21 protein-coding genes and 2 riboswitches are annotated in these 25,933 nt (G+C 64.2%); of the genes, 16 read left to right on the forward strand and 5 right to left on the reverse strand.

Annotation, left to right across the window (positions count from 1 at the left end; genetic code table 11):
* Window positions 1–11: 11 nt before the first annotated feature.
* On the reverse strand, window positions 12–1,454 hold the full coding sequence (locus tag AC6JA3_RS00900) for a purine-cytosine permease family protein (protein ID WP_026547696.1): 1,443 nt from the start codon (window positions 1,452–1,454) through the stop codon (window positions 12–14).
* The gene (speB, locus tag AC6JA3_RS00905) at window positions 1,451–2,470 is read right to left on the reverse strand and encodes an agmatinase (protein WP_209320088.1); all 1,020 of its coding nucleotides are present in this window, start codon (window positions 2,468–2,470) and stop codon (window positions 1,451–1,453) included. Before speB ends, AC6JA3_RS00900 begins: the two co-directional genes overlap by 4 nt.
* A 188-nt stretch (window positions 2,471–2,658) precedes the next feature.
* Here speB and AC6JA3_RS00910 point away from each other — a divergent pair, with 188 nt between their 5' ends.
* The 16 genes from AC6JA3_RS00910 (at window position 2,659) to AC6JA3_RS00985 (ending at window position 22,050) form a co-directional block, all read left to right on the forward strand.
* Window positions 2,659–4,188 (forward strand): PucR family transcriptional regulator, encoded by a 1,530-nt coding sequence (locus AC6JA3_RS00910; RefSeq protein ID WP_026541168.1) that lies wholly within the window; start codon window positions 2,659–2,661, stop codon window positions 4,186–4,188.
* Between the two features lie 75 nt (window positions 4,189–4,263).
* Window positions 4,264–4,362, forward strand: a riboswitch (glycine riboswitch).
* Window positions 4,363–4,470, forward strand: a riboswitch (glycine riboswitch). It abuts the riboswitch before it with no gap.
* Between the two features lie 51 nt (window positions 4,471–4,521).
* Window positions 4,522–7,374, forward strand: coding sequence for an aminomethyl-transferring glycine dehydrogenase (gcvP, locus tag AC6JA3_RS00915; protein WP_026547694.1), 2,853 nt, complete (start codon window positions 4,522–4,524; stop codon window positions 7,372–7,374).
* An 11-nt stretch (window positions 7,375–7,385) separates the two neighbouring features.
* Entirely contained in the window at window positions 7,386–8,534 is a 1,149-nt protein-coding gene (gene gcvT / locus AC6JA3_RS00920; protein ID WP_026541170.1) for a glycine cleavage system aminomethyltransferase GcvT, read from the forward strand.
* Between the two features lie 600 nt (window positions 8,535–9,134).
* Entirely contained in the window at window positions 9,135–9,518 is a 384-nt protein-coding gene (gene gcvH, locus AC6JA3_RS00925) for a glycine cleavage system protein GcvH (protein WP_026541171.1), read from the forward strand.
* Window positions 9,515–10,834 carry a serine hydroxymethyltransferase gene (glyA, locus tag AC6JA3_RS00930; RefSeq protein WP_026541172.1) on the forward strand — a complete coding sequence of 440 codons (1,320 nt, stop codon included), beginning with the start codon at window positions 9,515–9,517 and terminating at the stop codon, window positions 10,832–10,834. Before gcvH ends, glyA begins: the two co-directional genes overlap by 4 nt.
* A 1,039-nt stretch (window positions 10,835–11,873) precedes the next feature.
* Window positions 11,874–13,286, forward strand: coding sequence for an L-serine ammonia-lyase (locus tag AC6JA3_RS00935; RefSeq protein WP_347783619.1), 1,413 nt, complete (start codon window positions 11,874–11,876; stop codon window positions 13,284–13,286).
* Between the two features lie 94 nt (window positions 13,287–13,380).
* Entirely contained in the window at window positions 13,381–14,400 is a 1,020-nt protein-coding gene (gene lipA / locus AC6JA3_RS00940; RefSeq protein WP_497919846.1) for a lipoyl synthase, read from the forward strand.
* A 783-nt stretch (window positions 14,401–15,183) separates the two neighbouring features.
* The gene (locus tag AC6JA3_RS00945) at window positions 15,184–15,639 is read left to right on the forward strand and encodes a hypothetical protein (protein WP_347782349.1); all 456 of its coding nucleotides are present in this window, start codon (window positions 15,184–15,186) and stop codon (window positions 15,637–15,639) included.
* Between the two features lie 85 nt (window positions 15,640–15,724).
* The gene (locus AC6JA3_RS00950; protein WP_347782350.1) at window positions 15,725–16,597 is read left to right on the forward strand and encodes a hypothetical protein; all 873 of its coding nucleotides are present in this window, start codon (window positions 15,725–15,727) and stop codon (window positions 16,595–16,597) included.
* Window position 16,598: 1 nt separating this feature from the next.
* Complete coding sequence (locus AC6JA3_RS00955) at window positions 16,599–17,129, forward strand: hypothetical protein (RefSeq protein WP_347782351.1); 531 nt, start codon at window positions 16,599–16,601, stop codon at window positions 17,127–17,129.
* Window positions 17,130–17,194: 65 nt separating this feature from the next.
* Window positions 17,195–18,385 (forward strand): Ig-like domain-containing protein, encoded by a 1,191-nt coding sequence (locus tag AC6JA3_RS00960; RefSeq protein ID WP_497919847.1) that lies wholly within the window; start codon window positions 17,195–17,197, stop codon window positions 18,383–18,385.
* 222 nt (window positions 18,386–18,607) lie between these two features.
* A complete protein-coding gene (locus AC6JA3_RS00965) occupies window positions 18,608–19,672 on the forward strand; it encodes an FUSC family protein (RefSeq protein WP_347782353.1) in 1,065 nt (354 codons plus the stop codon).
* A gap of 86 nt (window positions 19,673–19,758) precedes the next feature.
* Window positions 19,759–20,259 carry a MarR family winged helix-turn-helix transcriptional regulator gene (locus tag AC6JA3_RS00970; protein WP_051421033.1) on the forward strand — a complete coding sequence of 167 codons (501 nt, stop codon included), beginning with the start codon at window positions 19,759–19,761 and terminating at the stop codon, window positions 20,257–20,259.
* Window positions 20,260–20,374: 115 nt separating this feature from the next.
* Entirely contained in the window at window positions 20,375–20,740 is a 366-nt protein-coding gene (locus AC6JA3_RS00975) for a hypothetical protein (protein WP_347782354.1), read from the forward strand.
* Window positions 20,737–21,717: a serine/threonine-protein kinase gene (locus tag AC6JA3_RS00980; RefSeq protein WP_347782355.1), complete on the forward strand. Its 981-nt coding sequence runs from the start codon at window positions 20,737–20,739 to the stop codon at window positions 21,715–21,717. The genes AC6JA3_RS00975 and AC6JA3_RS00980 overlap by 4 nt, the downstream gene beginning before the upstream one ends.
* Window positions 21,718–21,789: 72 nt before the next feature.
* Window positions 21,790–22,050, forward strand: coding sequence for a GlsB/YeaQ/YmgE family stress response membrane protein (locus tag AC6JA3_RS00985; RefSeq protein WP_026542698.1), 261 nt, complete (start codon window positions 21,790–21,792; stop codon window positions 22,048–22,050).
* Window positions 22,051–22,146: 96 nt separating this feature from the next.
* On the opposite strand, the gene AC6JA3_RS00990 is transcribed toward AC6JA3_RS00985, so the two are convergent.
* From AC6JA3_RS00990 to AC6JA3_RS01000, 3 genes are read right to left on the reverse strand one after another with little or no spacing between them, the layout of a single operon-like run.
* Window positions 22,147–22,440 carry an SHOCT domain-containing protein gene (locus AC6JA3_RS00990; protein ID WP_347782356.1) on the reverse strand — a complete coding sequence of 98 codons (294 nt, stop codon included), beginning with the start codon at window positions 22,438–22,440 and terminating at the stop codon, window positions 22,147–22,149.
* A gap of 28 nt (window positions 22,441–22,468) precedes the next feature.
* Complete coding sequence (locus AC6JA3_RS00995) at window positions 22,469–24,052, reverse strand: leucyl aminopeptidase family protein (protein ID WP_347782357.1); 1,584 nt, start codon at window positions 24,050–24,052, stop codon at window positions 22,469–22,471.
* Complete coding sequence (locus AC6JA3_RS01000) at window positions 24,049–25,812, reverse strand: MFS transporter (RefSeq protein ID WP_091554420.1); 1,764 nt, start codon at window positions 25,810–25,812, stop codon at window positions 24,049–24,051. Before AC6JA3_RS01000 ends, AC6JA3_RS00995 begins: the two co-directional genes overlap by 4 nt.
* Between the last annotated feature and the right edge of the window lie 121 nt (window positions 25,813–25,933).

Raw genomic sequence — 25,933 nt, forward strand, 5'->3', positions numbered from 1 at the left:
CGGAGGGCTGTTCAGATCAGGTCCGGGGTGAGTGCCGTTGCTGGGAACGTGGCTGGTTCAGTCTTCTTGCCGAACACCCGGGCCGCCACGTAATAGAGGGGAGCGACAACCACGAGTCCGACGATCCAGGAGATGTCCACTCCACCCATCGCCGCAGCCAAGGGGCCGGTGTAGATAGCTGTAGCCGAGAAGGGAACCTGGATCAGGGCGCCTGCCAGGTATGAGCCGATGGCGATCCAGTTGAACCGTCCGTACACGCCGCCGTCGCGCTTGAAGAAGTCTTCAACCCGATAGTCTCCGTGCCGCAAAAGGTAGTAGTCCACCAGGTTGATCGCCGTCCACGGAACCAGCACGTACATCAGGAAGGAGAGGAAGTTGGTGTAGAAGAGGATGAAGTTGTCGCGGGCAAAGAGGGCAATGGAGACAGCCACAACGAAGAGGATGATGGCGGCGATGGTGCGGGTCTTGGCACGTGGCAACCACGAGGGCCTGAAGGTCTGCCCGATGGTGAGGGTGCACAGGACACCGCAGTACAGGTTCATGGCGTTCGAAGCCGCAACTCCCAGACAGAAGATGCCCACGATAATGAGGGTCCACGGCTGCAGCAGGGTGCCGAGGCTGCCGACGATTTCGACGTCGCCGGTGCTCATGGACACCGCGAGGGTACCCACCAAAGCACCCAGGATCATGGGGAACAGCGTGCCCAGGACGCAACCTGAGTAGGAAGCCCAGAAGGCCGGGCCGGAACCGGTGCCCTGAGGCATGTAGCGGGAGTAGTCGGAGACGTAGGGCGCGTAGGCCAGCTGCCACAACGCGGAGACGGAGATGGTGCCCATGAAGCCCACCCAGTTGAAGTTGCCCGTCTCCAGGAAGTTGCCCGGCAAGCCATGGACCATCAGGATCCAGCCGAACGCCAGCAGCAATGCCAACCCTGCCGCGACGCTGAGGACGCGGGCATAGGCGTGGATGAGCCGGTAGCCAAAGATCGTGGCGATCACGCTGACCACGCCGATGATGATGATTCCGCCGTCAACGCTGATGCCGGGACTGACCGCGGCCATCGCTTCGCCGCCGAACACCAGGTTCGCCGCGAAGAAGCCCACGTACATGACCACCACAATGACCACTATCAGCAGGGCACCAAAGGAACCGAACTGGCCGCGGGTCTGGATCATTTGGGCCACACCCAGTTGCGGGCCCTGGGCGGAGTGCAGCGCCATGAAGATGCCGCCCACCACGTTGCCGATGATGATGCCCACGATCGCCGGAACGAATCCCAGGCCGAACACCGTGGTGGCGAGCCCGCCGGTCACGATGGTCATGATCATGATGTTGGAGCCGAACCAGATGGTGAAGAGATCCCGCGCCTTGCCGTGCCGCTCGTTGAGGGGGATCGGCTGGATGGTCTTGTCCTCGAGGCGTGGCACCTCGGTTGTGGTGGGCACGGTGTTCATGACGCACTCCGGGATGCTGAAGCGAGTTCGCGGACAGCTGCGCTGTTTGACTCGCTGCGGTTTGACTTGCTTCGGTTTACCATCAGCCCCAGCAGATCGAACACCAGGGTGGCGGCGGCAACGGTGGTGATGTCCGCGTGATCGTAGGCAGGGGCGACTTCCACGACGTCGGCGCCCACGATGTTGATGCCGTTCAGTCCGCGGAGCAAGGCCAGGAGTTCGCGGGAGTGGAGCCCGCCCATCTCCGGGGTGCCGGTTCCGGGAGCGAAGGCCGGGTCCAGGACGTCGATGTCGATGGAGACGTACACGGGGGTGTCCCCGAGCCTGTCCTTCACGCGCTGGATGGCGGCCGGAACGCCGATCACGTCCAGGTCCGAGCACCGAATGATCTGGAACCCGAACTCGTGGTCCCGGAGGAAGTCGTTGCGGTCATAGACCGGCCCGCGGATTCCCACGTGCATGGACTTGTCCTCCACCAGCAGGCCTTCCTCGAACGCCCGCCGGAAGATGGTGCCGTGCGTGATGGGCTGGTCGAAATAGGTATCCCAGGTGTCCAGATGCGCATCGAAATGCAGCAGTGCCACCGGACCGTGGACTGTGTTCAGGGCCCGCAGCATGGGCAGGGCGATGGTGTGGTCGCCACCGATGGAGATGAGCCGCTTGTCCTCGCTGATCAGGGGCAAGGCCTGCTCCTCGATCTCACGGACTGCCCGGGCGATGTCGTAGGGGGTGCAGGCGATATCGCCGGCGTCCACAACCTGGGCTTCGTAGACAGGTTCAACGTCCAGCTCCGGGTGGTAGCCGGGGCGCAGGAGGCGGGAGGCCTCGCGGACCGCGGCAGGACCGAAACGGGCGCCGGGCCGGAAGGAGGTTCCGCCGTCGAACGGTACGCCGACGATCGCAATGTCGTAATCCGGGACGCGGTCGATTTGGGGGAGGCGGGCGAAGGTGCCGAGGCCTGCATACCGGGGGACTTTGGTTGCATCAACCGGGCCGATGGGCTTGTGCGTTGTCATTGACGGATCCTTGGGGTGAGGGGTGCTCGCCGTTGAGCGGGAAGTACGTAATTCCATTGTTGGTGACGTGGATCACTCCGGATAGCGGTACATTGACTACAAATGGCCGAGCCGTTTAGACGAATGTCTAAGTCCCGCTGAACCGCGTGGCAGGACCCAACACAAAGGCCAGGAACCGGAGCGGAAACATGGCGATTACCGTCGCTGAACTCATCGCAGAGCCGCAACTAGGACTCACCCTCCTGGCCGGAAAAGCCGGCCTGGACAACCGCATCACCTGGGCCCACACCTCAGACCTGCCCAAGCTCTGGGAATGGGTCACCGGCGGAGAACTCATGATGACCAACGGCCTCTCCATACCCGCCGACGCAGCAGGCCAAGTGGCGCTCGCCGAGGCCCTCATGGACAGCGGTGCCAGTGCGCTGGCCATTGGCGAGAAAATGCACGCACCGCCCCTCACCCGGGAATTCCTGGCCGCCTGCGAGCAGCTCCCCTTGCCCCTGATCAACATCCCGTACCCGCTGCCATTCATCGCGATAGCCCGGTCGGTAGCCGAGTCCTCCCTGCTCGAAGAGTCGCGCCGGCTGCGGCAAACGGCCCGCGTCTACGATCTCCTCCGCACCGCCGGGGCCTCCGAGGACCATTGGCAAAGCCTGGTCCAGCGGCTGGCCACCGAACTCGACGCGGACCTGTTCGTGGTGGACCGCCGTTGCCTCCACCCCTGGCATCCCGACGGGCAGTCCCTCCCGGTGTTCCTGGCTGAAGAGTGGGCTCCCTTGTCCGGGCAGGTATCCCTCGCGGGGAAGAACTTCCAATGGCACCGCATCCGCGGCCGGCACGTGCTCACCATGGACATTCCCACCCATGCCAACGCGCTCCTGGTGGTGCTGCCCAACAACGAACCGCACCCGGACGCCGTCGTGCTTCTCCATGCCGCAACGGTGCTGGGACTGCAGTTGTCGCGCATTGTCTTGTCCCTGGAAGGCCGCCATCGCCTTGCCGGCGAGTTCCTGCTGCAGGCCATGGACGGGCGCCTCGGGGCCGCGGAGATGGAGAGCCGGCTGGCTGCATTCGACGTTCCGCCCGAGGAATTCCTGCTCGCCTCCCTGACGGCGGCCGCCGAACCAAAAGCGACCGACCAAAAAACTGCGGACGACGGCGACAAGCTGGCCAACGTACACATCGAACTGTGGCGGCACGGGGTTGCGTCGGCGTCGCTGAAGCGGAACAACAGGCTCCACGTGGTGGTCCCGGCAGGCGTGCCGGACGACGTCCTGGTTCATTGCGCCGGCCTGGAAACCTCGATCGGAATCAGCGCACCGGCAGCAGTGTCCACTATCCAACGCGCATTGCAGGAGTCCCTCTGGGCACTTGGTTCCGCCCGGGCCAACAAGCTGGGGCTGGCCCGCTATGCCGAAGGGCCGTCGTGGCTTGGGCTTACCGGATTCGAGGAAGGAACGGCGCTGGTGAGACGGTTGCTCGGGCCGATTTTCGACTACGAACAGAGCCAGGAAGGCGACCTCATCCTGACGTTGAGGACGTATTTGGACTCGCAGCGTTCCTGGCAAAAGACCGCGGCTGCGCTCTTCGCCCACCGGCAAACCATCATTTACCGGATGCGGAAAATCGGCGAACTGACGGGGCTGGACATGGGTGAAACGTCCACAGTTGCCCAGCTCTGGTTCGCCCTGCAGATCCACGAGGCGATGCATCAGTAGCCACACCTTGCTTGCGCTTTTTCGCGGGAAGCGGCTATGGTGTGAAGCGTGTCACTCATGGTGATGCAACGCTTTTGATCTGCGGCGGGAGAGTCCTGCCGGTACATCCAGTCAGGCGCCGTAGGAGCAAATCCTCCCCAGGAATCTCTCAGGCCCATGTACCGCCGCGGGTAGGCAACTCTGGAAAGCAGTCCGGGTAACCGGGCTCACCGACGGTGCAAGCAGACGGCATGTGGAAACACAGTCTGCGGAATCTCTCAGGTCCAATACAGAGCGGGGAGGAACCCCACATCATCGTGGCGCTCACTGGGCGCCTGAATCATGGAGTTCCTCTTGACTGTTCAATCAACCCCCACCGCCTTCGCGGACCGGCACATCGGCGCCCGCCGCCAAGCCGATGTTGACACCATGCTCAAGGTCATCGGCTACGACTCTGTCGACGGACTCGTGGACGTCGCCGTCCCCGATTCCATCCGCCAGGACACGGCCCTGAAGTTGCAGGACGCCCTTACCGAGGTGCAGGTCCTCGCCGAGCTCCGCAAGCTCGCGTCCAAGAACAAGACCGCCGTTCAAATGATCGGCCAGGGCTACTACGACACCGTCACGCCCCCGGTCATCCGCCGCAACATCCTCGAAGCACCCGCCTGGTACACGGCGTACACGCCCTACCAGCCCGAAATTTCGCAGGGCCGCCTCGAAGCGCTGCTGAACTTCCAGACCATGGTGCAGGACCTCACGGGCCTTCCCGTTGCCAACGCCTCGCTGCTGGATGAAGCAACTGCCGTGGCCGAGGCTGTGCTGTTGATGCGCCGGGCCAACAAGTCCAAGACGGCCAAGGACGGCAAGACGGTCCTGGACGCCGACCTCCTTCCGCAGACCATCGCCATTGTGAAGGGCCGCGCCGAAGCCCTTGGCTTCGAGGTTGTCATCACTGACCTTTCGGCGGGCCTTCCCGATGGCGACATCAACGGCATCGTCCTTCAGCAGCCCGGTGTTTCGGGCCGCGTGTTCGACCACTCCGCTGTGATCGCTTCCGCGAAGGAACGCGGCGCGCTGGTCACGGTTGCCGCTGATTTGCTGGCGCTCACCCTCATCACGCCCCCGGGCGAACAAGGTGCGGACATCGCCGTCGGAACTGCGCAGCGCTTTGGTGTCCCGCTGTTCTTCGGCGGCCCGCACGCCGCGTACATGGCCGTCCGCGAAGGCATGGAACGTACCCTCCCGGGCAGGATCGTGGGTGTGTCCAAGGACAACGCCGGCGTCCCCGCTTACCGCCTGGCCCTGCAGACCCGCGAGCAGCACATCCGCCGCGAAAAGGCGACGTCCAACATCTGCACCGCACAGGCCCTGCTTGCGATTGTTGCCTCCATGTACGCCGTGTACCACGGTCCCGAAGGCTTGAAAGCGATCGCCGAGACCATCCACGGCCACGCCCGCGTTTTGGCCGCGACCCTGCAGAAAGCCGGCCGCGAACTCGTCTCCGAATCCTTCTTCGACACCCTCACGGTCCGCGTCCCGGGCAAGGCAGACAAGGTCATCTCCGCCGCCGAAGCCCGCGGTATCAACCTGCGCCTCATCGACGCGGACACTGTTGGCGTTTCCGTTGATGAAACCACGACGCCGGAGGTCCTCGCCGCTGTGGCCGTCGCCTTTGGTGCCGGCCCGGTAGGGGACGCCACCGGATTCGAATTGCCCGCTGAGGTAGTCCGCACCTCCGATTTCCTGCAGCACCCGGTGTTCAACACGCACCGTTCCGAGACGCAGCTGTTGCGCTATATCCGCAAGCTGTCAGACCGGGACCTCGCGCTGGACCGCACCATGATCCCGCTGGGTTCGTGCACCATGAAGCTGAACGCCACCGCTGAGATGGAAGCCATTTCCTGGCCGGAGTTCGCCTCGATCCACCCGTTCGCTCCGGACCACCAGACAGCGGGCTGGCGCGAGCTGATCGAGGACCTCGAAGCGGACCTGACCGAGATCACCGGCTACGACCAAGTTTCCATCCAGCCGAACGCCGGTTCCCAGGGCGAGCTCGCGGGACTCCTGGCGATCCGCGGCTACCACCTGTCCCGTGGCGACGAGCAGCGCAACGTCTGCCTCATTCCTGCCTCGGCCCACGGCACCAACGCAGCCTCGGCAGTGCTGGCCGGCATGAAGGTTGTTGTGGTGGCCACGGCTGCTGACGGCACGATCGATCACGCGGACCTTGCCGCCAAGATCGAGGCCAACCGCGAGGTGTTGTCGGCCATCATGATCACCTACCCGTCCACGCACGGTGTGTACGATGCCGACGTCCGCGAAGTCTGCGACGCCATCCACGCAGCCGGCGGCCAGGTGTACGTTGACGGCGCCAACTTGAATGCACTGGTTGGCCTTGCCCAGCCGGGCAAGTTCGGCGGCGACGTGTCCCACCTGAACCTGCACAAGACCTTCTGCATCCCCCACGGCGGCGGCGGCCCGGGTGTCGGGCCGGTTGCTGCGAAGGCACACCTGGCTCCGTTCATGCCGGGCGACGCGAACAAAGCAGCGCACGAACCCGGTCACGGCGTTGCCATCTCCGCTTCCCGTTATGGCTCCGCCGGTGTGCTGCCGATTTCGTGGGCGTACGTGAAGCTCATGGGCGGGCAGGGTTTGACGGAAGCTACCAAGTCGGCGCTGCTGGCCGCGAACTATGTTGCTTCCTGCCTGGATGAGCACTTCCCTGTTCTGTACACCGGCGAGGGCGGGCTCGTGGCCCATGAGTGCATCCTGGACCTCCGTGAACTGACAGCCCGCACGGGTGTCACGGCCGAAGATGTTGCCAAGCGCCTGATCGACTTCGGCTTCCACGCCCCCACTCTGGCGTTCCCCGTTGCGGGCACCTTGATGGTGGAGCCAACGGAGTCCGAGGACCTTGCCGAGATCGACCGCTTCATCGAAGCCATGATCACCATCCGTGCCGAGATCGACCAGGTAGCCGGCGGTGATTTCACTGTTGAGAAGTCGCCGCTGCGCAACGCGCCGCACACGGCTGCCGCCGTCGTGAGTTCCGCCTGGGACCGCGAATACCCGCGCGAGCAGGCCGCCTTCCCGGTCCACCACCTCAAGCAGGACAAGTACTTCCCGCCCGTCGGAAGGATCGACGGCGCCGCAGGCGACCGGAACCTGGTGTGCTCCTGCCCTCCCCTCGAAGCGTTTGAAAACTAAGGACTCCCCACATGTCTGAGAATTACACCGCTCTCTATGAGCAGCACAAAAAGGCCGGCGCCTCCTTCACCGACTTCGGTGGCTGGCAGATGCCGCTCAAATACTCCTCGGAGTTGGCCGAGCACCACGCCGTCCGCAAGTCCGCAGGCCTTTTCGACCTCTCCCACATGGGCGAAGTCTGGGTCACCGGTCCCGACGCGGCTGCCTTCTTGGACTATGCGCTGGTGGGCAAGTTGTCCGCCGTCGCGGTAGGCAAAGCCAAGTACTCACTGATCTGCAACGCCGATGGCGGCATCATCGACGACCTCATCACCTACCGCCGGCCCTCACCCGAAGACGGCGTGGACAAGTACCTGGTAGTCCCCAACGCGGGCAACGCGAAGGTGGTTGCTGCCGCACTTCTGAAGCGTGCGGCCGGTTTTAACGTTGCGGTGGAAGATGCTTCCGCCGAGACGTCCCTCGTCGCCGTGCAGGGTCCGAACGCCGAAGAGATCCTCCTGGCGCTGGTGCCGGCAGAACAGCACGCGTTGGTCACCGAACTGAAGTACTACGCGGCGGTTGAGGTAGGGATTACTTTCGACGGCGGCATGCAGCAGCTGCTGCTGGCCCGCACCGGCTACACCGGCGAAGACGGATTCGAGATCTACGTCCCGAACCTCGATGCCGCCGGCCTCTGGGAAGCCCTGCTCGAAGCCGGCGAAGGCCACGGACTGATCCCGGCAGGCCTCGCTGCCCGCGACTCGTTGCGCCTGGAAGCCGGGATGCCGCTCTACGGCAACGAGCTCTCCATCCACGCTAACGCCTACGCCGCCGGACTTGGCCCCGTTGTTTCCCTGGCCAAGGAAAGCGACTTCATTGGCCGGGAAGCGCTCACAGCCATCAAGGCTGCCGGCGTCGGATCCACACTGGGCCAGAAGCTGGTGGGCCTCAAAGGCACCGGACGCCGCGCCGCACGCGGACACTACTCGGTCCTCAAGGACGGTTCGCTCATTGGCGAAGTCACCTCCGGCCAGCCAAGCCCCACGCTCGGCTACCCGGTAGCGATGGCCTATGTCGACGTCGAGCATTCAGAGCCGGGCACGATCGTCGAGGTTGACCTGCGAGGAAAAGCCGAACCGTTCGAAGTCGTGGCGCTGCCGTTCTACAAGCGGGTCAAGTAAGTCCCGGCGGGAGTGGCTTGGTGCGTCACGCCCGGCGGGTGTGGCTGGGTGCCTCACGCCCGGCGGGTGTGGCTTGGTGCGTCACGCCCGGCGGGAGTGGCGTCCTCCGCGGGCTCGGTCGCAGGAGCGCCCGCTGGGCGGACGCGATGCTCCCTTGGACGCCCGCTTCCGGACGTCACTCCCGCAGGGGCTTTGCGGCTCACGCCCGACGGGAGTGGCATCCTCCGCGGGCTCGGTCGCAGAAGCGCCGACTGGGCGGGCGCGATGCTCCCTTGGACGCCCGCTTCCGGAGGTCACTCCCGCAGGGGCTTTGTTGCCGGATGGCACTCCCGCAGGGGCTGCGCGGCTCACTTTGCGCTCGGACCAGGATACCGAGGCAACCTGCTGAAAGGCGGGTTCCAAGTCACCGTTCGCGGGAGCGGAGCCCTGTGACTGACAGAAGCTGAGTAACGAACTCCGGAAGCGTGCGCCCAAGGAAGCGGCACGTCCGCTCAGCGGGCGTCTTCGCGACCGAGCACGCGGAGGAGTTCGGTTCTCTGCCACCCAGCCCGGGACCGCGGAACACAACAGTTTTAGGCATACGAGAAGTAAGGAATTGGAATGAGCAAAGTAGTTGCTGGATTGAAATACTCGGCTGAGCACGAGTGGGTTGCCGTTGATGGTGACGGGCCCGTGGGGATTGGAATTTCCGCGGTTGCCGCTGATGCCTTGGGCGACATTGTTTATGTGGACCTGCCCGAGGTTGGTTCCACGGTGACTGCCGGCGAGACGTGCGGCGAGGTGGAGTCGACCAAGTCGGTCTCGGACCTCTACTCGCCCGTGACGGGGGAGGTGACCGAGATCAATGACGCCGTTGTCACCGATCCGGCCCTGATCAACAACGATCCCTACGGCGCGGGCTGGCTGTTCAAGGTGGCCGCCACGGAGGAAGGGCCGCTCATGTCGGCCGAAGAATACGCTGCAACGAACGGTGGAGAACTGTGAACCCTGTGTCTGTAACCGAGTATCAGCAAGTGGTGTCGGCGTCCTTGGATGCACAGCTGTCCGAGCTCGATCCTGAGATCGCTGCGAAGATCGACGACGAACTGGGCCGCCAGCGCGACGGCCTGGAAATGATCGCCTCCGAGAACCACACGGCCGTTGCGGTCATGCAGGCCCAGGGTTCCGTCCTGACCAACAAGTACGCCGAGGGCTACCCGGGCAAGCGCTACTACGGCGGGTGTGAGCACGTTGACGTGGTGGAGCAGCTCGCGATTGACCGGATCAAGGCTCTGTTTGGTGCTGAATTCGCCAACGTCCAGCCGCACTCCGGCGCCCAGGCTAACGCCTCGGTGATGCACGCACTGATCAAGCCGGGCGACACCATCATGGGCCTCAATCTCGCCCACGGTGGCCACCTGACCCACGGCATGCGGATCAACTTCTCCGGCAAGCTTTACAACGTGGTCCCCTACGGTGTCCGCGAGGACACGCACACCGTGGACATGGCCGAGGTTGAAGCCCTGGCGCAGGAGCACAAGCCTGCACTGATCGTGGCCGGCTGGTCCGCTTATGCGCGGCAGCTGGACTTCGCGGAATTCCGACGGATTGCCGACTCCGTGGGCGCCTACCTGATGGTGGACATGGCCCACTTTGCCGGCCTTGTAGCAGCGGGACTGCACCCGTCGCCGGTCCCGCACGCCCACGTCACCACGTCCACCACGCACAAGACCCTCGCCGGTCCGCGTGGCGGCATCATCCTCTCCAACGACGCCGACATCGCCAAGAAGATCAACTCGGCCGTGTTCCCAGGGCAGCAGGGCGGACCGCTCGAGCACGTGATCGCGGGCAAGGCCGTGGCATTCAAGATCGCCGCTTCCGAGGAATTCCGTGAGCGCCAGGAACGTGTCCTCGCGGGCTCGCGCATCCTCGCCGAGCGACTGGTCCAGCCCGACGTCGCCGCCAAGGGGATCTCCGTGGTGTCCGGCGGAACCGACGTTCACCTGGTCCTCGTCGATCTCCGAAACTGCGAGCTCGACGGCCAGCAAGCCGAGGACCGCCTCGCCGCCGTCGACATCACAGTCAACCGCAATGCCGTGCCCTTCGACCCACGCCCGCCCATGGTCACCTCCGGTCTCCGGATCGGCACGCCGGCTTTGGCTACCCGCGGGTTCGGGGAGGCAGCCTTCCGTGAGGTTGCGGACATCATCGCCGAAGTTTTGATCGCCGACGCCGACGCGGACCTTTCCGGCCTGCGGCACCGGGTTGATGTCCTCGCGAAGGCGCACCCGCTGTACCCGGGGGTCGCGAAGCTCGGCTGATTGGTTGCATTGGCCGATGGGCCTGAAGTCCTCGGCGGGCTCGGTCGCATAGGCACCCGCTGAGCGGCTGCGATGCTCCCTTGGACGCCCGCTGCCGGATGCCTAGGCCCGAGGTGGCCTGCCGGGTGGTGTGGGTTTGCTGCTGGGGGTGCCGTGCGCATGGAATGTTTGGCAGTGATTCCTCGAATTGGAGGGTGTGTCAGGGTCCTCGGGGTTGGGCCAGGTGTCCTCGGCGGGTTCGGTCGCTGAGGCATCCGCTGGGCGGATGCGATGCTCCCTTGGACGCCCGCTGCCGGATGCCTAGGCCCGAGGTGGCCTACCTGGCGGTGTGGGTTTGCGCCGGTTCGGGGGTTAGCTGCTGGGGGTGCCGTGCGCATGGCATGTTTGGCAGCGATTCCTCGAATTGGAGGGTGTGTCAGGGTCCTCGGGGTTGGGCCAGGTGTCCTTGGGGGGCTCGGTAGCAGAGGCACCCGCTGGGCGGATGCGATGCTCCCTTGACACGCCCGCTGCCGGACTCCTAGGTCCGAGGGGGCCTGGCGGGTGGTGTGGGTTCGCCCGGTTCGGGGGTTAGCTGCTGGGGGTGCCGTGCGCATGGCATGTTTGGCAGTGATTCCTCGAAGTGGAGGGGGTGTGTCAGGGTCCTCGGGGGTTGGGCCAGGTGTTCTGGGCGGGTTCGGTCGCAGAGGCCCCCGCTGGGCGGATGCGATGCTCCCTTGGACGCCCGCCGCCGGATGCCTAGGGGGGCCTGCCGGGTGGTGTGGGTTTGCGCCGGTTCGGGGGTTCGCTGCTGGGTGTGCCGTGCGAACGGCATGTTTGGCAGCGATTCCTCGAAGTGGAGGAGCGCATGCCGGCGTCCGTGATGCGCACGGCATGTTTGGCAGCGATTCCTCGAAGTGGGGGGGCGTATGCCGGCGTCCGTGATGCGGACGGCATGTTTGGTTGGGGGCCCCGAAATGGGGGCTGAAGGGTTTGAGGGTCCGCTCCGTTTGTTGGGGGCGGGGCGGGTTCTGTTTCGTTTTACTTAGGTTAGGAAATGACCATGGCCGTTGGGGTCTTTGATCTGTTCTCTGTGGGTATTGGTCCGTCGAGTTCGCATACTGTGGGGCCGATGCGGGCTGCTGCGGTGTTTGCTGGTGAGTTGAGGGACGCTGGTGTCCTGGGTTCGGTGGCGTCGTTGCGGGTGGATTTGTATGGGTCGTTGGCTGCGACGGGACGTGGCCACGGGACCATGACTGCCACGCTGTTGGGCTTGGAGGGGTATCACCCTGAGCTGATTCTGCCTGAGGAGGTGGAGGCGCGGTTGGCTGCTATTGCTGAGACCGGTGTGTTGAACCTGGCTGGTGCCTCTGGTCAGGGGGTGGAGCTGCCCTATGCGGTGGAGGACATGGTGTTGCATCCGTTGACGGTGTTGCCGCGGCATACGAACGGGATGAAGTTTGCTGTCTCGGATGCTGAGGGAAACATCGTGCGGGAGGCGACGTTCTTCTCGGTGGGTGGCGGGTTCATTGTCCGTGAGGGTGAGGAGAACGCCGCTCAGCAGGAGTTGGAGGAGTCCAAGAAGGAGTTGCCGTTGCCGTTTAGGACGGCGGCGGAGTTGTTGGGCCGGTGTGCGTCCAAGGGGTTGGGGATCAGCGACATCATGTTCATTAATGAGCGGGCGTCCCGGTCCGAGGAGGAGATCCGGGAGGGTTTGCTGCATATCTGGTCCGTGATGGAGGCCTGTGTTGAGACGTCCTTGAAGCGTGAGGGTGTGCTCCCTGGTGGGTTGCGGGTCCGGCGTCGTGCTCCTGATTGGTTAGAGCGGCTCCTGAAGGAGGACAAGGACCGGAACGATCCGAAGTATTGGCAGGAGTGGGTGAACCTGATCGCGTTGGCGGTCAATGAGGAGAACGCTTCGGGCGGCCGGGTGGTGACGGCGCCGACCAATGGTGCTGCGGGGATCATTCCGGCGGTGTTGTATTACGCGTTGAATTACGCCCCGGGGATGGACAAGGCTTCCCAAAAGGATCGGGATGATGTGGTGGTGAAGTTCCTCCTGACTGCTGGTGCTGTGGGTGTGTTGTATAAGGAGCAGGCGTCCATTTCGGGTGCTGAGGTGGGGTGTCAGGGTGAGGTGGGGTCGGCGTCGTCGATGGCTGCTGCTGGTTTGGCTGAGGTGATGGGTGGTACGCCGGGGCAGGTGGAGAACGCGGCGGAGATCGCGATGGAACATAACCTGGGGTTGACGTGTGATCCGATTGGCGGGTTGGTGCAGATTCCGTGTATTGAGCGGAACGCCATTGCTGCGGCGAAGGCGATCAACGCGGCGAAGATGGCGTTGTGGGGTGATGGTACGCACCGGGTCTCGTTGGATGAGGTGATCGTGACCATGCGGGAAACGGGCAAGGACATGTCCGATAAGTACAAGGAAACAGCGATGGGCGGCCTCGCCGTCAACGTCGTCGAATGCTGAGTTGTGAGGCCCGCTGTGCACGATATGCCGAGGCCGAAGGGCGCAGAACAGGCCCCGCAACGCAAGAATCTACAGATCAACACGAAGGAACCCTATGACTCTCGCACCTGAAGGCCGTAAGTTGCTGCGCGTCGAGGCCCGCAACGCCCAAATCCCGGTTGAACGTAAGCCTGAGTGGATCAAGGCCAAGGTCCAGATGGGTCCTGAGTTTGTCCAGCTCAAGAACCTGGTGAAGAAGGAAGGCCTGCACACCGTGTGTGAAGAGGCCGGCTGCCCGAACATTTTCGAGTGCTGGGAAGACAAGGAAGCGACGTTCCTGATCGGCGGGTCCGAGTGCACCCGGCGCTGTGATTTCTGCCAGATCGATACCGGCAAGCCCTCCCCGGTGGACATGTTCGAACCCACCAAGGTGGCCCGCAGCGTCCAGGCCATGCAGCTGCGCTACGCCACGGTGACCGGAGTGGCCCGTGATGACCTGGCCGATGAGGGTGTCTGGCTGTACGCCGAAACGGTCCGGAAGATCCACGAACTGAACCCCGGCACCGGGGTGGAGTTGCTGATCCCGGACTTCTCCGGCAAGCCTGAGCACATCGCGGCGATCTGTGATTCCAAGCCTGAGGTGTTCGCGCACAATGTGGAGACCGTGCCGAGGATTTTCAAGCGGATCCGTCCGGCGTTCCGGTACGAAAGGTCCCTGGATGTCATCACGCAGGGCCGGGATCTGGGCATGGTGACCAAGTCCAACCTGATCCTGGGCATGGGCGAGACCCGCGAAGAAACTTCCGAGGCGCTGCGGGACCTGCACCAGGCCGGGTGTGACTTGATCACGATCACCCAGTACCTGCGCCCGTCCGAGCGGCACTTGCCGGTGGACCGGTGGGTCAAGCCGCAGGAGTTCGTGGACCTCCAGCACGAGGCCGAGGAGATCGGTTTCCTGGGTGTCATGTCGGGTCCGTTGGTGCGGTCCTCGTACCGGGCCGGGCGTTTGTGGGCCACCGCGATGCGGAAGAAAGGCCGGGACATCCCCGCCGAACTCGCCCACATCGCAGAAGGCATCCAGGACTCCGGAACCACCCGCCAGGAAGCCTCCACCATCCTCGCCGCCCACAGCTAAGCACGGCCAGGCACGGCCAGGCACGGCCAGGCACGGCTAGGCACGGCAGGCACGACTAAGCACGGCCAGGCACGGCTGGGCACGGCCAGACACGGCCAGGCACGGCTGGGCACGGCTGGGCACGGCTAAGCAGGGCCAGGCACGCTCCACGCCCTCCTGCACCAAGCCCGCAAGGGCCACGCCATGCTTTGGAGAACCACTGACGGACATCGCGGAAATTCAGCGGTGGCCGCATGGAGGTGGGCGTCGCCGTATCCAGCTCTACAGCTTCAACTCCCTGGAAGCGCTTCCGCAACCCGGTTTACGCCCTCAGCCAACACCCGGAAACGTTGATTAACGACGGCGGTCAGCAACCTCCTGGAGGCGGCTGACCGCCGTCGGGGGTTAAGTCATGAACCCGCAGGACTCGAACGCCAGCGCAGTTTTTGCTCAAGACGCGCACAATGTTCGCGCAGGGCCGCGTGCCGGTGCGCTTCAGGGGATCCCGAAGCGTGGGGACGGCACTCGGAGCGGCTCAACCAAAAGTGAGTACCCGCCGCCCCGCCGTGCCTGCATTCCCACCTGTCCATCCAAGTAGTCCGCAACCCAAAACTGAGTACTTGCATCCGGAATGAGCGTATTTCCGACTCCTTGTTCGGCCCGAAAAATGGCGTACAGCCAAGGGTAGCCACGCAAGCATGCCGCACAGAAACATTGGGGGCATCGCTTCATCCGACAACAAAGTTCGGATGCTGGGGGTTGCGAGGCGGCTCCCCGGGACAGAGAAAACCAAGGAGTCTTATCATGCGCAAGCTTTCCAAGAAGAGCCGGATCACAGCCGCCGTCGCAGGCGTGGCATTGGTAGCTGTGGGCGGCGGAGCCGCATACGCCTACTGGACCACCACGGGCTCGGGCAGCGGCTCAGCGACCAACTCGGCCGGCGGTGGAACGGTTACCCTCCATGCAACTTTTGCCGGCGGACTTGCCCCCGGAAACCAGGTTGACGTGGCCTACACAGCCGACAACTCCACCACCTCCGGCACAGTGGTTGGCGCCCTCACCGCGAACGTGACCACCAACGTGTCTGGTTGCCTGCCCGCATGGTTTGAGGTCACCGCCGTCACCAGCAACAGCCCCGTGGCAGCAGGCGCCGCAGGAACCTCCGTGGGCAGCGGCGTCCTGAAGTTCAACGACAGCACCACCGTGAACCAGGACGCCTGCAAATCGGCGATCGTGACGGTCAACGTCTCCAGCCTCTAGCACCGGCCTGCCGGGGACCATCCTGTGAGTGGTGGTCCCCGGCTGATCTTCCTGCCCAGCACTGAACCGTCCGAAAAGAGCTTCCATGGACCCCCGGCCAGAGCCCAATGAGCCGTTGCACCGAATCGGAATACCACTGCGCGCGCTGCTCCTGGCGCTGGTAGTGGCTTTCGTGCCGGTTGCGGCACTCGCCGCAAGCGGCGGACAGGGAACAAGCGGCGCGCAGGGAACAAGTGGCGGGCAGGGAAGCCAGGCCAAGGCCGGTAAGGGAATCACGGTGACTTTGTCGCCTTCGAGCCGCACAGTCGATCAGGGGCAGTCAGCCACCTACACGATGTCCGTCGCATCCACTGGAGGATTCACGGGACCGGTAACCTTCGCCGCCGCGGGCCTGCCGGCAGGAGCGGCAGCCGCGTGGTCGCCGTCGTCGGTGGTTTTGACCTCCGGAAGCACCGTCCAGGCCACGGTCACAATCTCCACAGCTGCAGGTACCCCGGCCGGAAAATCGGACTTTACCGTGAAGGGAACGGCCGGAAGCATCGAGTCGTCGACGCAGGCGCAACTGCATGTCCTGGAAGTGAAACGGAGCTTTGACGTGAGCGGTAGTGTCAACGGGCTGCTCGCCCCTGGAGTCACCCGATCCGTGGACCTGCTGATCTCCAACCCCAACAACAAGGCCATCGCGGTGACCAATCTGACGGTTGCCATCAGCCAGGTGGTCAGGACAGCCGCCGCGACGGCAGCCAACCTGCCATGCACCACGGCTGACTACACGCTCACCCAGTACGCAGGAACCTATCCGCTGACAGTGGTGCCAGGGGATCGAACCCTGTCATCGCTGGGAGTCCCCGAGCCGAAGAGGCCCCAGATCACCATGCTGGACACTTCCCGGAACCAGGATGGTTGCAAAGGCGCAACCATCCAGCTCACCTACACCGGCACTGGACAGGCGAACTGACATGACGACGACAGTCCGCACCCCGCGCACCCCGGCCCCACGCACCCAGGCACGGGGCAGAATTGCCCGAACGGCCGCTGCCACCGTGGCCCTGTGCATCCTGGGCGGGGCAGGATCTGCCTATGCCTATTGGGCAGCCACGGGCATCGGCAGTGGCTCAGCCACGAACGGCACCCTGCAGAACGTCACGGTGGACGCCTTGGTCCCGGGCGACACCCTGCAAACCAGCTTGGTCCCGGGCGGAACCGCCGACGTCCTTCTTCGCGCCTCCAACCCGAACCCGCACCCGGTGACCATTTACGGCCTCGCAGGCAACGGGTCTGTGACGGCAGATGCCGCCCATCCCGGCTGCACCACCACTGGGGTCACCTTCACTCCGCCAGTTGCGCCGCTTGCGCCTCCTGTGGTGATCCCGGCCAACTCCTCCATCCTGCTGACGCTTCCCGGCGCAGCCAGCATGGGGGCTTCGTCCCTCTCCGCCTGCCAAGGCGCCCAATTCACCATCCCCGTCACGCTGGAGGTGCGGAAGTGAGCCCGTTCGGTCAGAACCGACCCCTCCCTACACTGTTCGGCTGGAGGAGCAGGCTTGCAATCATCGTGGCCGGCCTTCTCCTTCTCTCGTGGGGCGGACCCGCTGCCAGCGCCTTCTGGGGCTCCATCAGCAGCGGACCGGCCGCAGCAAAAGCGGACTCCCTGGCCCAGGGGGCACGGCCTGCGGCGAGCATTTCCGGCGCCAATGTCACGGTCTCGTGGACGGCAAGCACGACGGCGGCAGGCCGCCCCGTGACCGGCTACAGTATTGCCCGCTACAGTTCAGCGACCGCCGGGACCAGGATCCCGGCTACAGGTGCGTGCGCCGGAACAGTGGCGGCACTGAGCTGCGTGGAGAGCGCAGTTCCCGCGGGAACCTGGTACTACACCGTGACCCCCACGCTTTCCCTGTGGCAAGGAACCGAAAGCCAGCGAAGCACAGCAACGACCCCGGTCACCGACACCACCCCGCCTCTGGCCCCGGTGGTGACTGCGCCTGGGTCCGTCAACCAAGGAAACGTCAGCAGTGTTCCGGTCAGTGGCACGGCGGAAGCCAATTCCACAGTGGTCCTGACCATCACCGGCGGCGGAGCCCAGGCTGTCACGCAAACCATCACCACCGATGCGGCCGGCAACTGGACAGCCGTGCCGGTCAACCTGGGTGCGTTCAGCCCCGGGACCATCACCTTCTCGGCAAAGGCCACTGACGCGGCCGGCAACACAGGTCCCGCAGGCACGGCGACGGCCACCAAGGACGTGTCATCGCCGACGATCACGGGTGTCCAGCTGATCAACGGAGGCGGTACCAGCGGGAGCGGAGTCATGGCCTCGGGCGACAAGGTGGCCCTGACGTTCTCCGAGCCACTCAGTGCAGGGTCCATCTGCACTGCGTGGACCTCCAACACCGCCCAGACCCTGACTGGCAACGGTGTGGTGACGGTGTCCGTCAATGCCGCCAATGAGCTCACTGTCACCAGTAACGGATGCAGTGTTGGCACCGTAGGGCTTGGGGCCATCTACAATTCGGGACCCCTGTCATTCGTCGGGAATGGAAACAACGCCTCCAGCCTCGCCTGGACTCCCACTGCGACCTCCGGCACCCTGACCATCACCCTCGGTGGAGTGAACACCAGCGGTGACAAGGTGATTTCTTCCACCTCGGTATTCCCCAGCTACAGCCCGGCCCCCGGGTTGAAGGACCTGGCAGGAAACGCGGTGGCACCGGGGTCAGTTCCAGGTACTCCTTCCCGGTTCTGAACGCTGGATTTCGTGAACAGGACCCACGATTTCGTGAACAGGACACTCGACTTCGTGAAGCGGACCAGCGATTCGTGGCCGGATAGTGCGCTCTGCCGGCGTGATTCCGGGCACTATCCGGTCGCAATTCCGGAGCAGCCCAGCGTCCGGAGCGTAACCTTGAAACGGACGCCAGCGCCGTCGTCGTACGTTTGATCCTGCGACGAAAGGCGAGCCGCCCCCTTGAAGGCTGTAGCGGAAATGTTCACGATGGGTCCTGGAAACAAGGACCACCATCCCGCCCTCCGCTGCGCCATAGGTGTGTTCGTTCCGCTGATTACGCTGACGCTGATCGGGCGGTTGGACCTGGCTGTGTTTGCCTCCTTCGGTGCATTCACCGGAATTTATGGCCGCAACGAGCCGCACAGCTTCCGCTTCCGGAGCCAATTGCGTGCCGGCGGCTTAATGCTTTTGATCATCCTCCTGGCCGCTTTGATGGCCCGTTTTGCCCAGGCTTCCGGGTTGGAGGGTGCGGCGTATTCCTGGCTCCTGACGGCCGCGACCACCATTGTGGCCGGTGGTTGTTCCGTGGTGGTGGCTGCGTGGCGGCTCCGTCCAGGCGGCTCCCTCTTTCATATCTTTGCGTTCGCCGCCATTGCTTCCATCGCAGCCCAGCCACCACTGTGGGAAGCCATGCTGGTGGCCATCCTGACAACCGGGTTCTGCCTGCTGATCGGCATGTCCTCGCGCATTGCCAGCAGTCATCGAACGCCTTGGAAACGCCCGCCGCCCATTCGTCACACGGGCGCGGAGCGTCGGGCGATCTGGCTTGAGGGCGGCGGCTACCTGGTGGCAGCAGGCCTTGCGGGAACCATCGCGACGTTGGTGGGGGAGCGTCTCGGGTTCGGGCATACCTACTGGGCGATGGTTGCCGCGGTGGTTCCACTGGTGGGCCACTCGACGCGCCACCGGGTAAGCCGGGGCATCCAAAGAATCGCCGGTACGGTGATCGGGCTGGTGCTTTTGGCGGGCATCCTGTGGCTGAACCCTGCACCCTGGGCCATGGTCCTGGTGATTGCGGCATGCCAGTTCGGCGCGGAAATGTTCATTGCCCGGCAGTACCTCGTGGCGCAGGTATTCGTGACTCCGCTGGCGTTGATAGCTACCTTGTTGGCGGCGCCCGTTGATCCTGCGTTGCTCCTGCGGGACCGCATCATCGAGACCGTCATCGGTGCCGCCGTCGGCGTCGCAGTAGTAGTGGCGCCGGCCCTCTGGCGACGGCTGCGTTCGGCACGATCCACTGCCTGAACAGGGGCAGGTCGGCGGACCCTGGAGTTATCACCTAGTATCGATTGGTTAGACAAGCGAGATACATGTCTAGCAAAGGACTGGTGATGAACGACAAAAGTGAACGTCAGGGCTATTGGTACGGGCTGGAGAGCCGCAAGCAAATGGGCGCCGTGGACGTCCTGAACGCGCTCAGGGACTATCGCTCGGCCGAGGCTGACATGCGTCGGCGCACCCGCGCTTCCATGGGCATGGGCGAAACCGACCTCGTGGCCTTGCGCTACCTTCTGGAAGCCGAGCGGGCGGGCCGCGACGTGGGCCCCAAGGAGTTGGCGGTCCGGCTCGGAGTGACGTCTGCTTCCATGACCTCGCTGGTGGATCGCCTGGTGAGGTCCGGTTACGTCACCCGGGAACCGCACCCTACTGACCGGCGCGCCCTGATTCTTCGACCCACTGCAGGCTCGGACCAGGAAGTCCGCAGCACGCTGGGGGACATGCACACCCGCATGATGGAGGCGGCTGAGAGCCTTAGTGGCGAGGACTCTGCCGTTGTAGTGGAGTTCCTCCGGCGTATGAGAAAGGCGATCGACAGCATCGCAACTCCTTAGGCCGCCGACTGGACTTAAGTGATAAGTACACATATAACTAGATAGCCAAGCTACTTACTAGGGAATGTGTGGGAAGACGATGACAGTCGCGCTGCGTGAACCAAGTTCCACACCAGTGGCTGAGAGTGACGTACAGGTTGTGGCCGATCAGGTCATCCCCATGGGACCCGTGCACTGCGGATCGCACATGGCCATCTCGGCTGGACCCGCCTACGACGCCATGAAATGGGTTTCTGTGGAGCCCATTTGGCCGGAATGGGCCTGCGGGTGCGGCTTCCGTATGGACATCGACGCCATCGACCCCGTCAGCGGCGTCTGGATCGCAGCTCTCCGCCGCCAGAGTCTCCAGCACGAACTCGCCATCTCCCAGAACACCCTTGCCCTGGCTTTCCGGAAGGCCGTTGACGCCGGAGCCAACCCCCAGGCGCTTGCCGAGGTGGCCGGCGTACCTGCCGCCGAAATCGAAACCCTCCTGGCATGACCACGCTTGACGTTGCGGCCGTCCGCGCTGATCGCGGGGCCGGGTGTTCAAGCATGGCCAGGCCGGAGGCAGTCGTGGAACATACAGTCCACGGGCCCGCTCCGCGCACAGCGGGGGAACGCGCCACCCTGCAACCTGCGGCTCCCCTTCAAGACGAGGTAGTGCTCGGCGGACGGTACCGGCTTGGTGGGCGCCTGGGCGGCGGCTCGGAAGCCTACGTCAATGAAGCCCTTGACCTGCGCACCGGAAAGCCCGTGGCCGTCAAGATTTTCAGGGCAACAGATCCCGCAAAATCGCAGGCCGCCAAGGACGCGCCCTTCCGGCGGGAGGTGGACATCCACAGCCGTCTTCGCCACCAGAACATCGTGGCGGTGCTCGGTTCCGGTATCTGGGAAACCACAGATCCGCAGGGCAGCCGTAACTATCTGGTGATGGACCTGATGGATGGAAGCGACCTCCGCTCAATCCTCCATGACCGACCGGCCACGCCTGAGCAGACTGTGGCGTGGATGAGCGGGATTGCCAAGGCACTCACGCATCTGCACCGCCGTGGAATTGTCCACAACGACATCAAGCCCGGCAATATCCTGGTGGATTTCAATGCAGCCCCGGACAGCCTCGGGACCGCGAAGTTGACTGACTTTGGGATAGCAATCGACGGTCGCCATGCTGCGCCCAGGTCGTCGTCGGGAACGCCTCACTACCTAAGCCCTGAAGAGGTGTGCGGCGGTACGTCCACATCGGCCAGTGACATCTATTCGCTGGGCTTGGTGGCGCTTGAATGCCTGACCGGAACCAAAGCGTTCCCAGGCCCTCCCCTCGAGTCAATGGTTGCAAGGACTCTGGGGGAACCCCGAATTCCCGGCACGGTTCGGCGGCGTTGGTCCATGGTGCTTCATGCCATGACCGACCCCGATCCTGCCGGCAGGCCGTCTGCCAGCCAAGTCGTCGGAATGCTCCGACGACTCACCTGGTAGCCAACAATCAGGTCGATAGCGGCATGCGTCCTTGTGCCGAACTGGGTCCTACTTATGAAAGAGAGATGAAAAATGGGAATTATCGGTTGGATCATTTTGGGTTTGATTGCCGGCGCCATCGCAAAGGCGATCATGCCCGGTAAGCAGGGTGGCGGCTGGATCACCACCATCCTCCTGGGCATCGTGGGTGCCGTTCTGGGTGGCTGGATCGGCAGCGCACTGTTCAAGGTGGGCATCAACGAGTTCTGGTCGCTGTCCACTTGGCTGCTCGCCATCGGTGGCGCACTGCTGGTCCTCGTCATCTGGGGACTGGTGACGCGCAAGAAGGCCTAACCGCCTGGCATCGCCTGTCACTATCGGTGACCAAGGAGGCCCCGACGCTGCAGAACATGCAGCGGCGGGGCCTCCTTGCTGTCTCCGGTCCGGATGTCAGCGCGCCAGGATCCGTGCCTTCTGGGCCTGGAACTCCTTGTCAGTGAGCACGCCGGCACCCTTCAGTTCTCCGAGCTGCTTGAGTTGGGCGAGCATGTGATCGGTCGGATCGACGACGGCGGACGGTACAGGCGGCGGGGGCGGCGGTACCGGAAGCGGTGCCACGGGAGGTCCCGCTGCCGCGGCGGCTGCGGCTTCCTCGGCGGCAAAGCGTTGTTGTTGCCTGCGCTGCGTGCGGCCAAGTACTGAACCCACGACGGCGGCACGGCCCGCGGTCCTGAACAAACCCATGGTGGTATCCCTTCGGTGGTGGAGCGTGTCAGCTGGCTGAATAGTCCAGTGCCAGGTCGATGAGGAGCCGCGCGCCGAACCCCGTGGCGCCTTTGCGTCGCCAGGCGTCGTCCTTGTCCGATTGCATGGTGCCCGCAATATCGATGTGCGCCCAGGGCGTTTCGCCCACGAATTCGGCCAGGAACAAGGCGGCAGTGGTGGAACCGGCGTAAGGTCCACCGAGATTGGAGATGTCGGCGACGTCCGAATCCAGCTGGGGACGGTAGGCCCGTTCCAAGGGAAGCTGCCACAGCTGTTCGTCGGCCCGCCCACCCGACTCCAGCACCAGGTCCACCAGCCGCTGATTGTTACCGAACACCGGAGCCGTGAGCTGTCCCAGGGACATCAAGGCTGCCCCGGTGAGAGTGGCGATGTCCACGATCCCGTCCACCCCATCCTCCACAGCGAGCGTCAGGGCGTCGCACATCACCAGGCGACCTTCGGCGTCGGTGTTCTTCACCTCTATGGTGAGTCCGCTGCGCGTGGTGAGCACGTCCCCCAACTTGTAGGCGGAGCCCGAAGGCATGTTGTCCGTGCACATCAGGAACCCGGTGACGGCGGCTTTGCACCCGAGGTCACGCAGCGCGGTGAAGACCGCAAGCACCGCCGCCGCGCCGCCCATGTCCATTTTCATGAGCAGGTGCATGGGGTCGCTGGGTTTGAGGCTGACGCCGCCGGAGTCGTACATGATGCCCTTGCCCACCAGTCCGAGGTGGCCTGTGGCGGACCCGTCCGGTTGGTAAGTGAGCTTGATCATCCGCGGTTCCTGGGCGCTGCCGGCGTTGACGCCCAGAAGGCCGCCGCAGCGGAGGTCAATGAGTTGTTGCTTGTCGAACTCTTCAACCCCGAATCCGAACCGTTTCCCAAGCTCCTTCGCCGCCGAAGCCAGTCCAACAGCGGTGAGGTGGCTGGGAGGAGCGTTGCACAGGTCCCGGGCGACGGTGGTGGCCCGTACCTTCACGCGGCCCGTCTCCAGCCCCCGCGAAGCTGCCTCGACGTCCAAACCCGGCGCCAGGAATTGGACCTCTGCCAGGGGGGTTCCTTTGCCTTTGCTCTTGAGGGTGTCGTAGTTATACCGGGCCAGCAGCACGCCTTCGGCCAGAACCTGGCCCAGCCTCCCGGCGTCGAAACTTGCTGTCCCGGCCCCTCCGGAACCTTCGGCCTGTCCGGAACCGTCGGCCCCTCCGGAACCGTCGGCCTGTCCGGAACCGGCAGGCAGTTCGAAGCCGATCCGCGAATGCTTCTGCGTGGCACGGACCAAAGCCGCCGCGGCCTTGCGCCAGCCGTCGGCGTCCAAGGAGCCCGGCTTTCCACCGCCAACGGCAACCACCAGGGTTCCTGAGGCATTGGCCAGCTGCAGGGTGGTCCCCGGGGTCCCGTCAAAACCTGCCTTCTCCAAGGTTTCCCGGTGCAGGCCGATGGACTCCGGAACGTCACCTTCCGAGGGCACCAGCACACCTATCGCGTCGAGCGGGCCGAAACCGTCCACAAAATGCAGCTCAGGTTCGGTACCGCCCAGGGAGGGGAGGACCGTGAAGTCTTCCGGGATCAGTTTGTAGGGTTCGTGGTTCACCGTTTCGCCCGTTCTCTTGTGGTTGGGACAGCTGTGGTTGGAGCGCCCGGAGTAGAAGCAGCCGGCGCCGAAGAAGCCGTGACAGCTTGGTCCGGCAGCAGGCCCGGCTCCGGGATGGCATCGGGATCGTCGGGTTCCAGCTGTTCAGGCAGGTCGCCTTTCATGCGGCCAGGCATGCGGCCGGCCGGAACAATCGCCAGCAGGGCGAGCCCGGACAAACCCAGCAGGGAGATCTGCAAGGCCCGAAGCCTGGCTTCCTCATTGACCTCGGTGGCGGCTGCCAGTTCGGTGGGACTGCTGACGCGGTCGCCGATGACAGCCTCCACCTGCGCATTGGTCATGAAGTCGGCCTCGTTGACGTTGACCTTATAGATCAACTCCTGGGAGACGTCGGGATGCGCGGCGGCGCCGCTGGCAATCAGGCTGGACAGCATTCCGACGGCGAACGCGCTCGCCACCGCGATGCCGACACTGCCGGAGAGGTTATGGACCAGTCCGCGCCAGGCTCCGACGTCGCCGGCCAACTCGCGCGGAACCGCGCTGAGCAGCGTATTGAACACCAAAGCGACGATTGCGCCCTGGCCCAACCCCAGGAGGATCAGGCCGAGTACCACGAACAACTGGCCCCAATCGTTGCGGATGGTGAAGGCAAGAAGGACCAAGGCGCCGGCCACCACTACGAAGCCGCCCTGGGCGATGGTTCGCGGCGGGAACTTGTCGTACAGGAACGCCACGAACGTGCTCGCGAGGAAGATGGACAACGTGTAGGGGATGATCGAGAACGAAGTCTCAATGCTGGAGCGTCCCTGGACGATCTGCATATACAGGGGAATCAGGAAGTTGGCTGCCGTACCGACGAAGAGCATGATGGCCATGCAGGCCGTCACGGCAAGTTCGGAACTTGATGCCAACACCCTGAGGTCGAAAATCCGGGGCAGTTTGGCATCCTGGCGCTTCCGGATCCACATGAAGAACACCTGACCCGCGATGGCTCCGAGGAGGATCAGCAGTGGCGCAGGGGAGAGCCCCAGGATGTCGAAGGGTGCCTGGTTGGTGGCGAACCAGGTACCCCAGGCGGACAGGCCGCTGAAACCAAAGCTCAACAGGATGACGGCCACCGCGGCGATGATGGAGCCGGTCCAGTCGATCTTCAGTTGGGGTTGCGCCGGGACGGTTTTGAGCTTGAAGCTCAGGAGCAGGTTGATGGCACCGAGGATCACCATGAGGCCGAACGAGTAACGCCAACCGATGGTGGTGGCGAACCAACCGGCGACCAGCAAGGCCAGCACACCGGCAGCCGGGATGGCCGCCGCCAGGAGTCCAATGGCTTTTGCCTGCTGCTGGTCCTTGTAATTGGTGGCGATAAAGACCGTGAGGGCAGGGGCGATCAGGGCAATGACAGCGCCGGAGGAAGCCTGCGCAATGAAGAGCATCGCCGGGCTGAGGCTCAACGCCACCCCTGCCATGGCGGCGGCATGAATGGCGACGGCGATCTGGAACACCTTGCGCGTTCCGAACCGGGCACCCAGCTTCGCTCCCAGCAGGATGAAGGCCGCCATCGAAAACGTCCCGGCAGTAATGGCAGTGCCCACGGACGTCGCTGCTGTGTCCAGGTCGGTGGTGATGCCCTGCATGGAAACCGTCAGGGCGTTGACGGCGAACGATGCCTGGATTTGGGTGAGGACCACCACGATGAGGGGCAGCCATGAGGCCGCCTTGACCGGTGGCGGTGTTTCAGTGATGGTGTGGTCGCTGGCCATGTCGTGCTCCTGGTGTGCTCTGCCCGTTCACTGGGAAGGGGCGTTTGGATACCTCACTACGGGGTTGGCGGAACGGTGTGCAGGTTTGCCTTGGTCTTGGTCTCCGATCATTGGGTTTTCG

The organism is Arthrobacter sp. TmtSoilC79, from assembly GCF_059739405.1.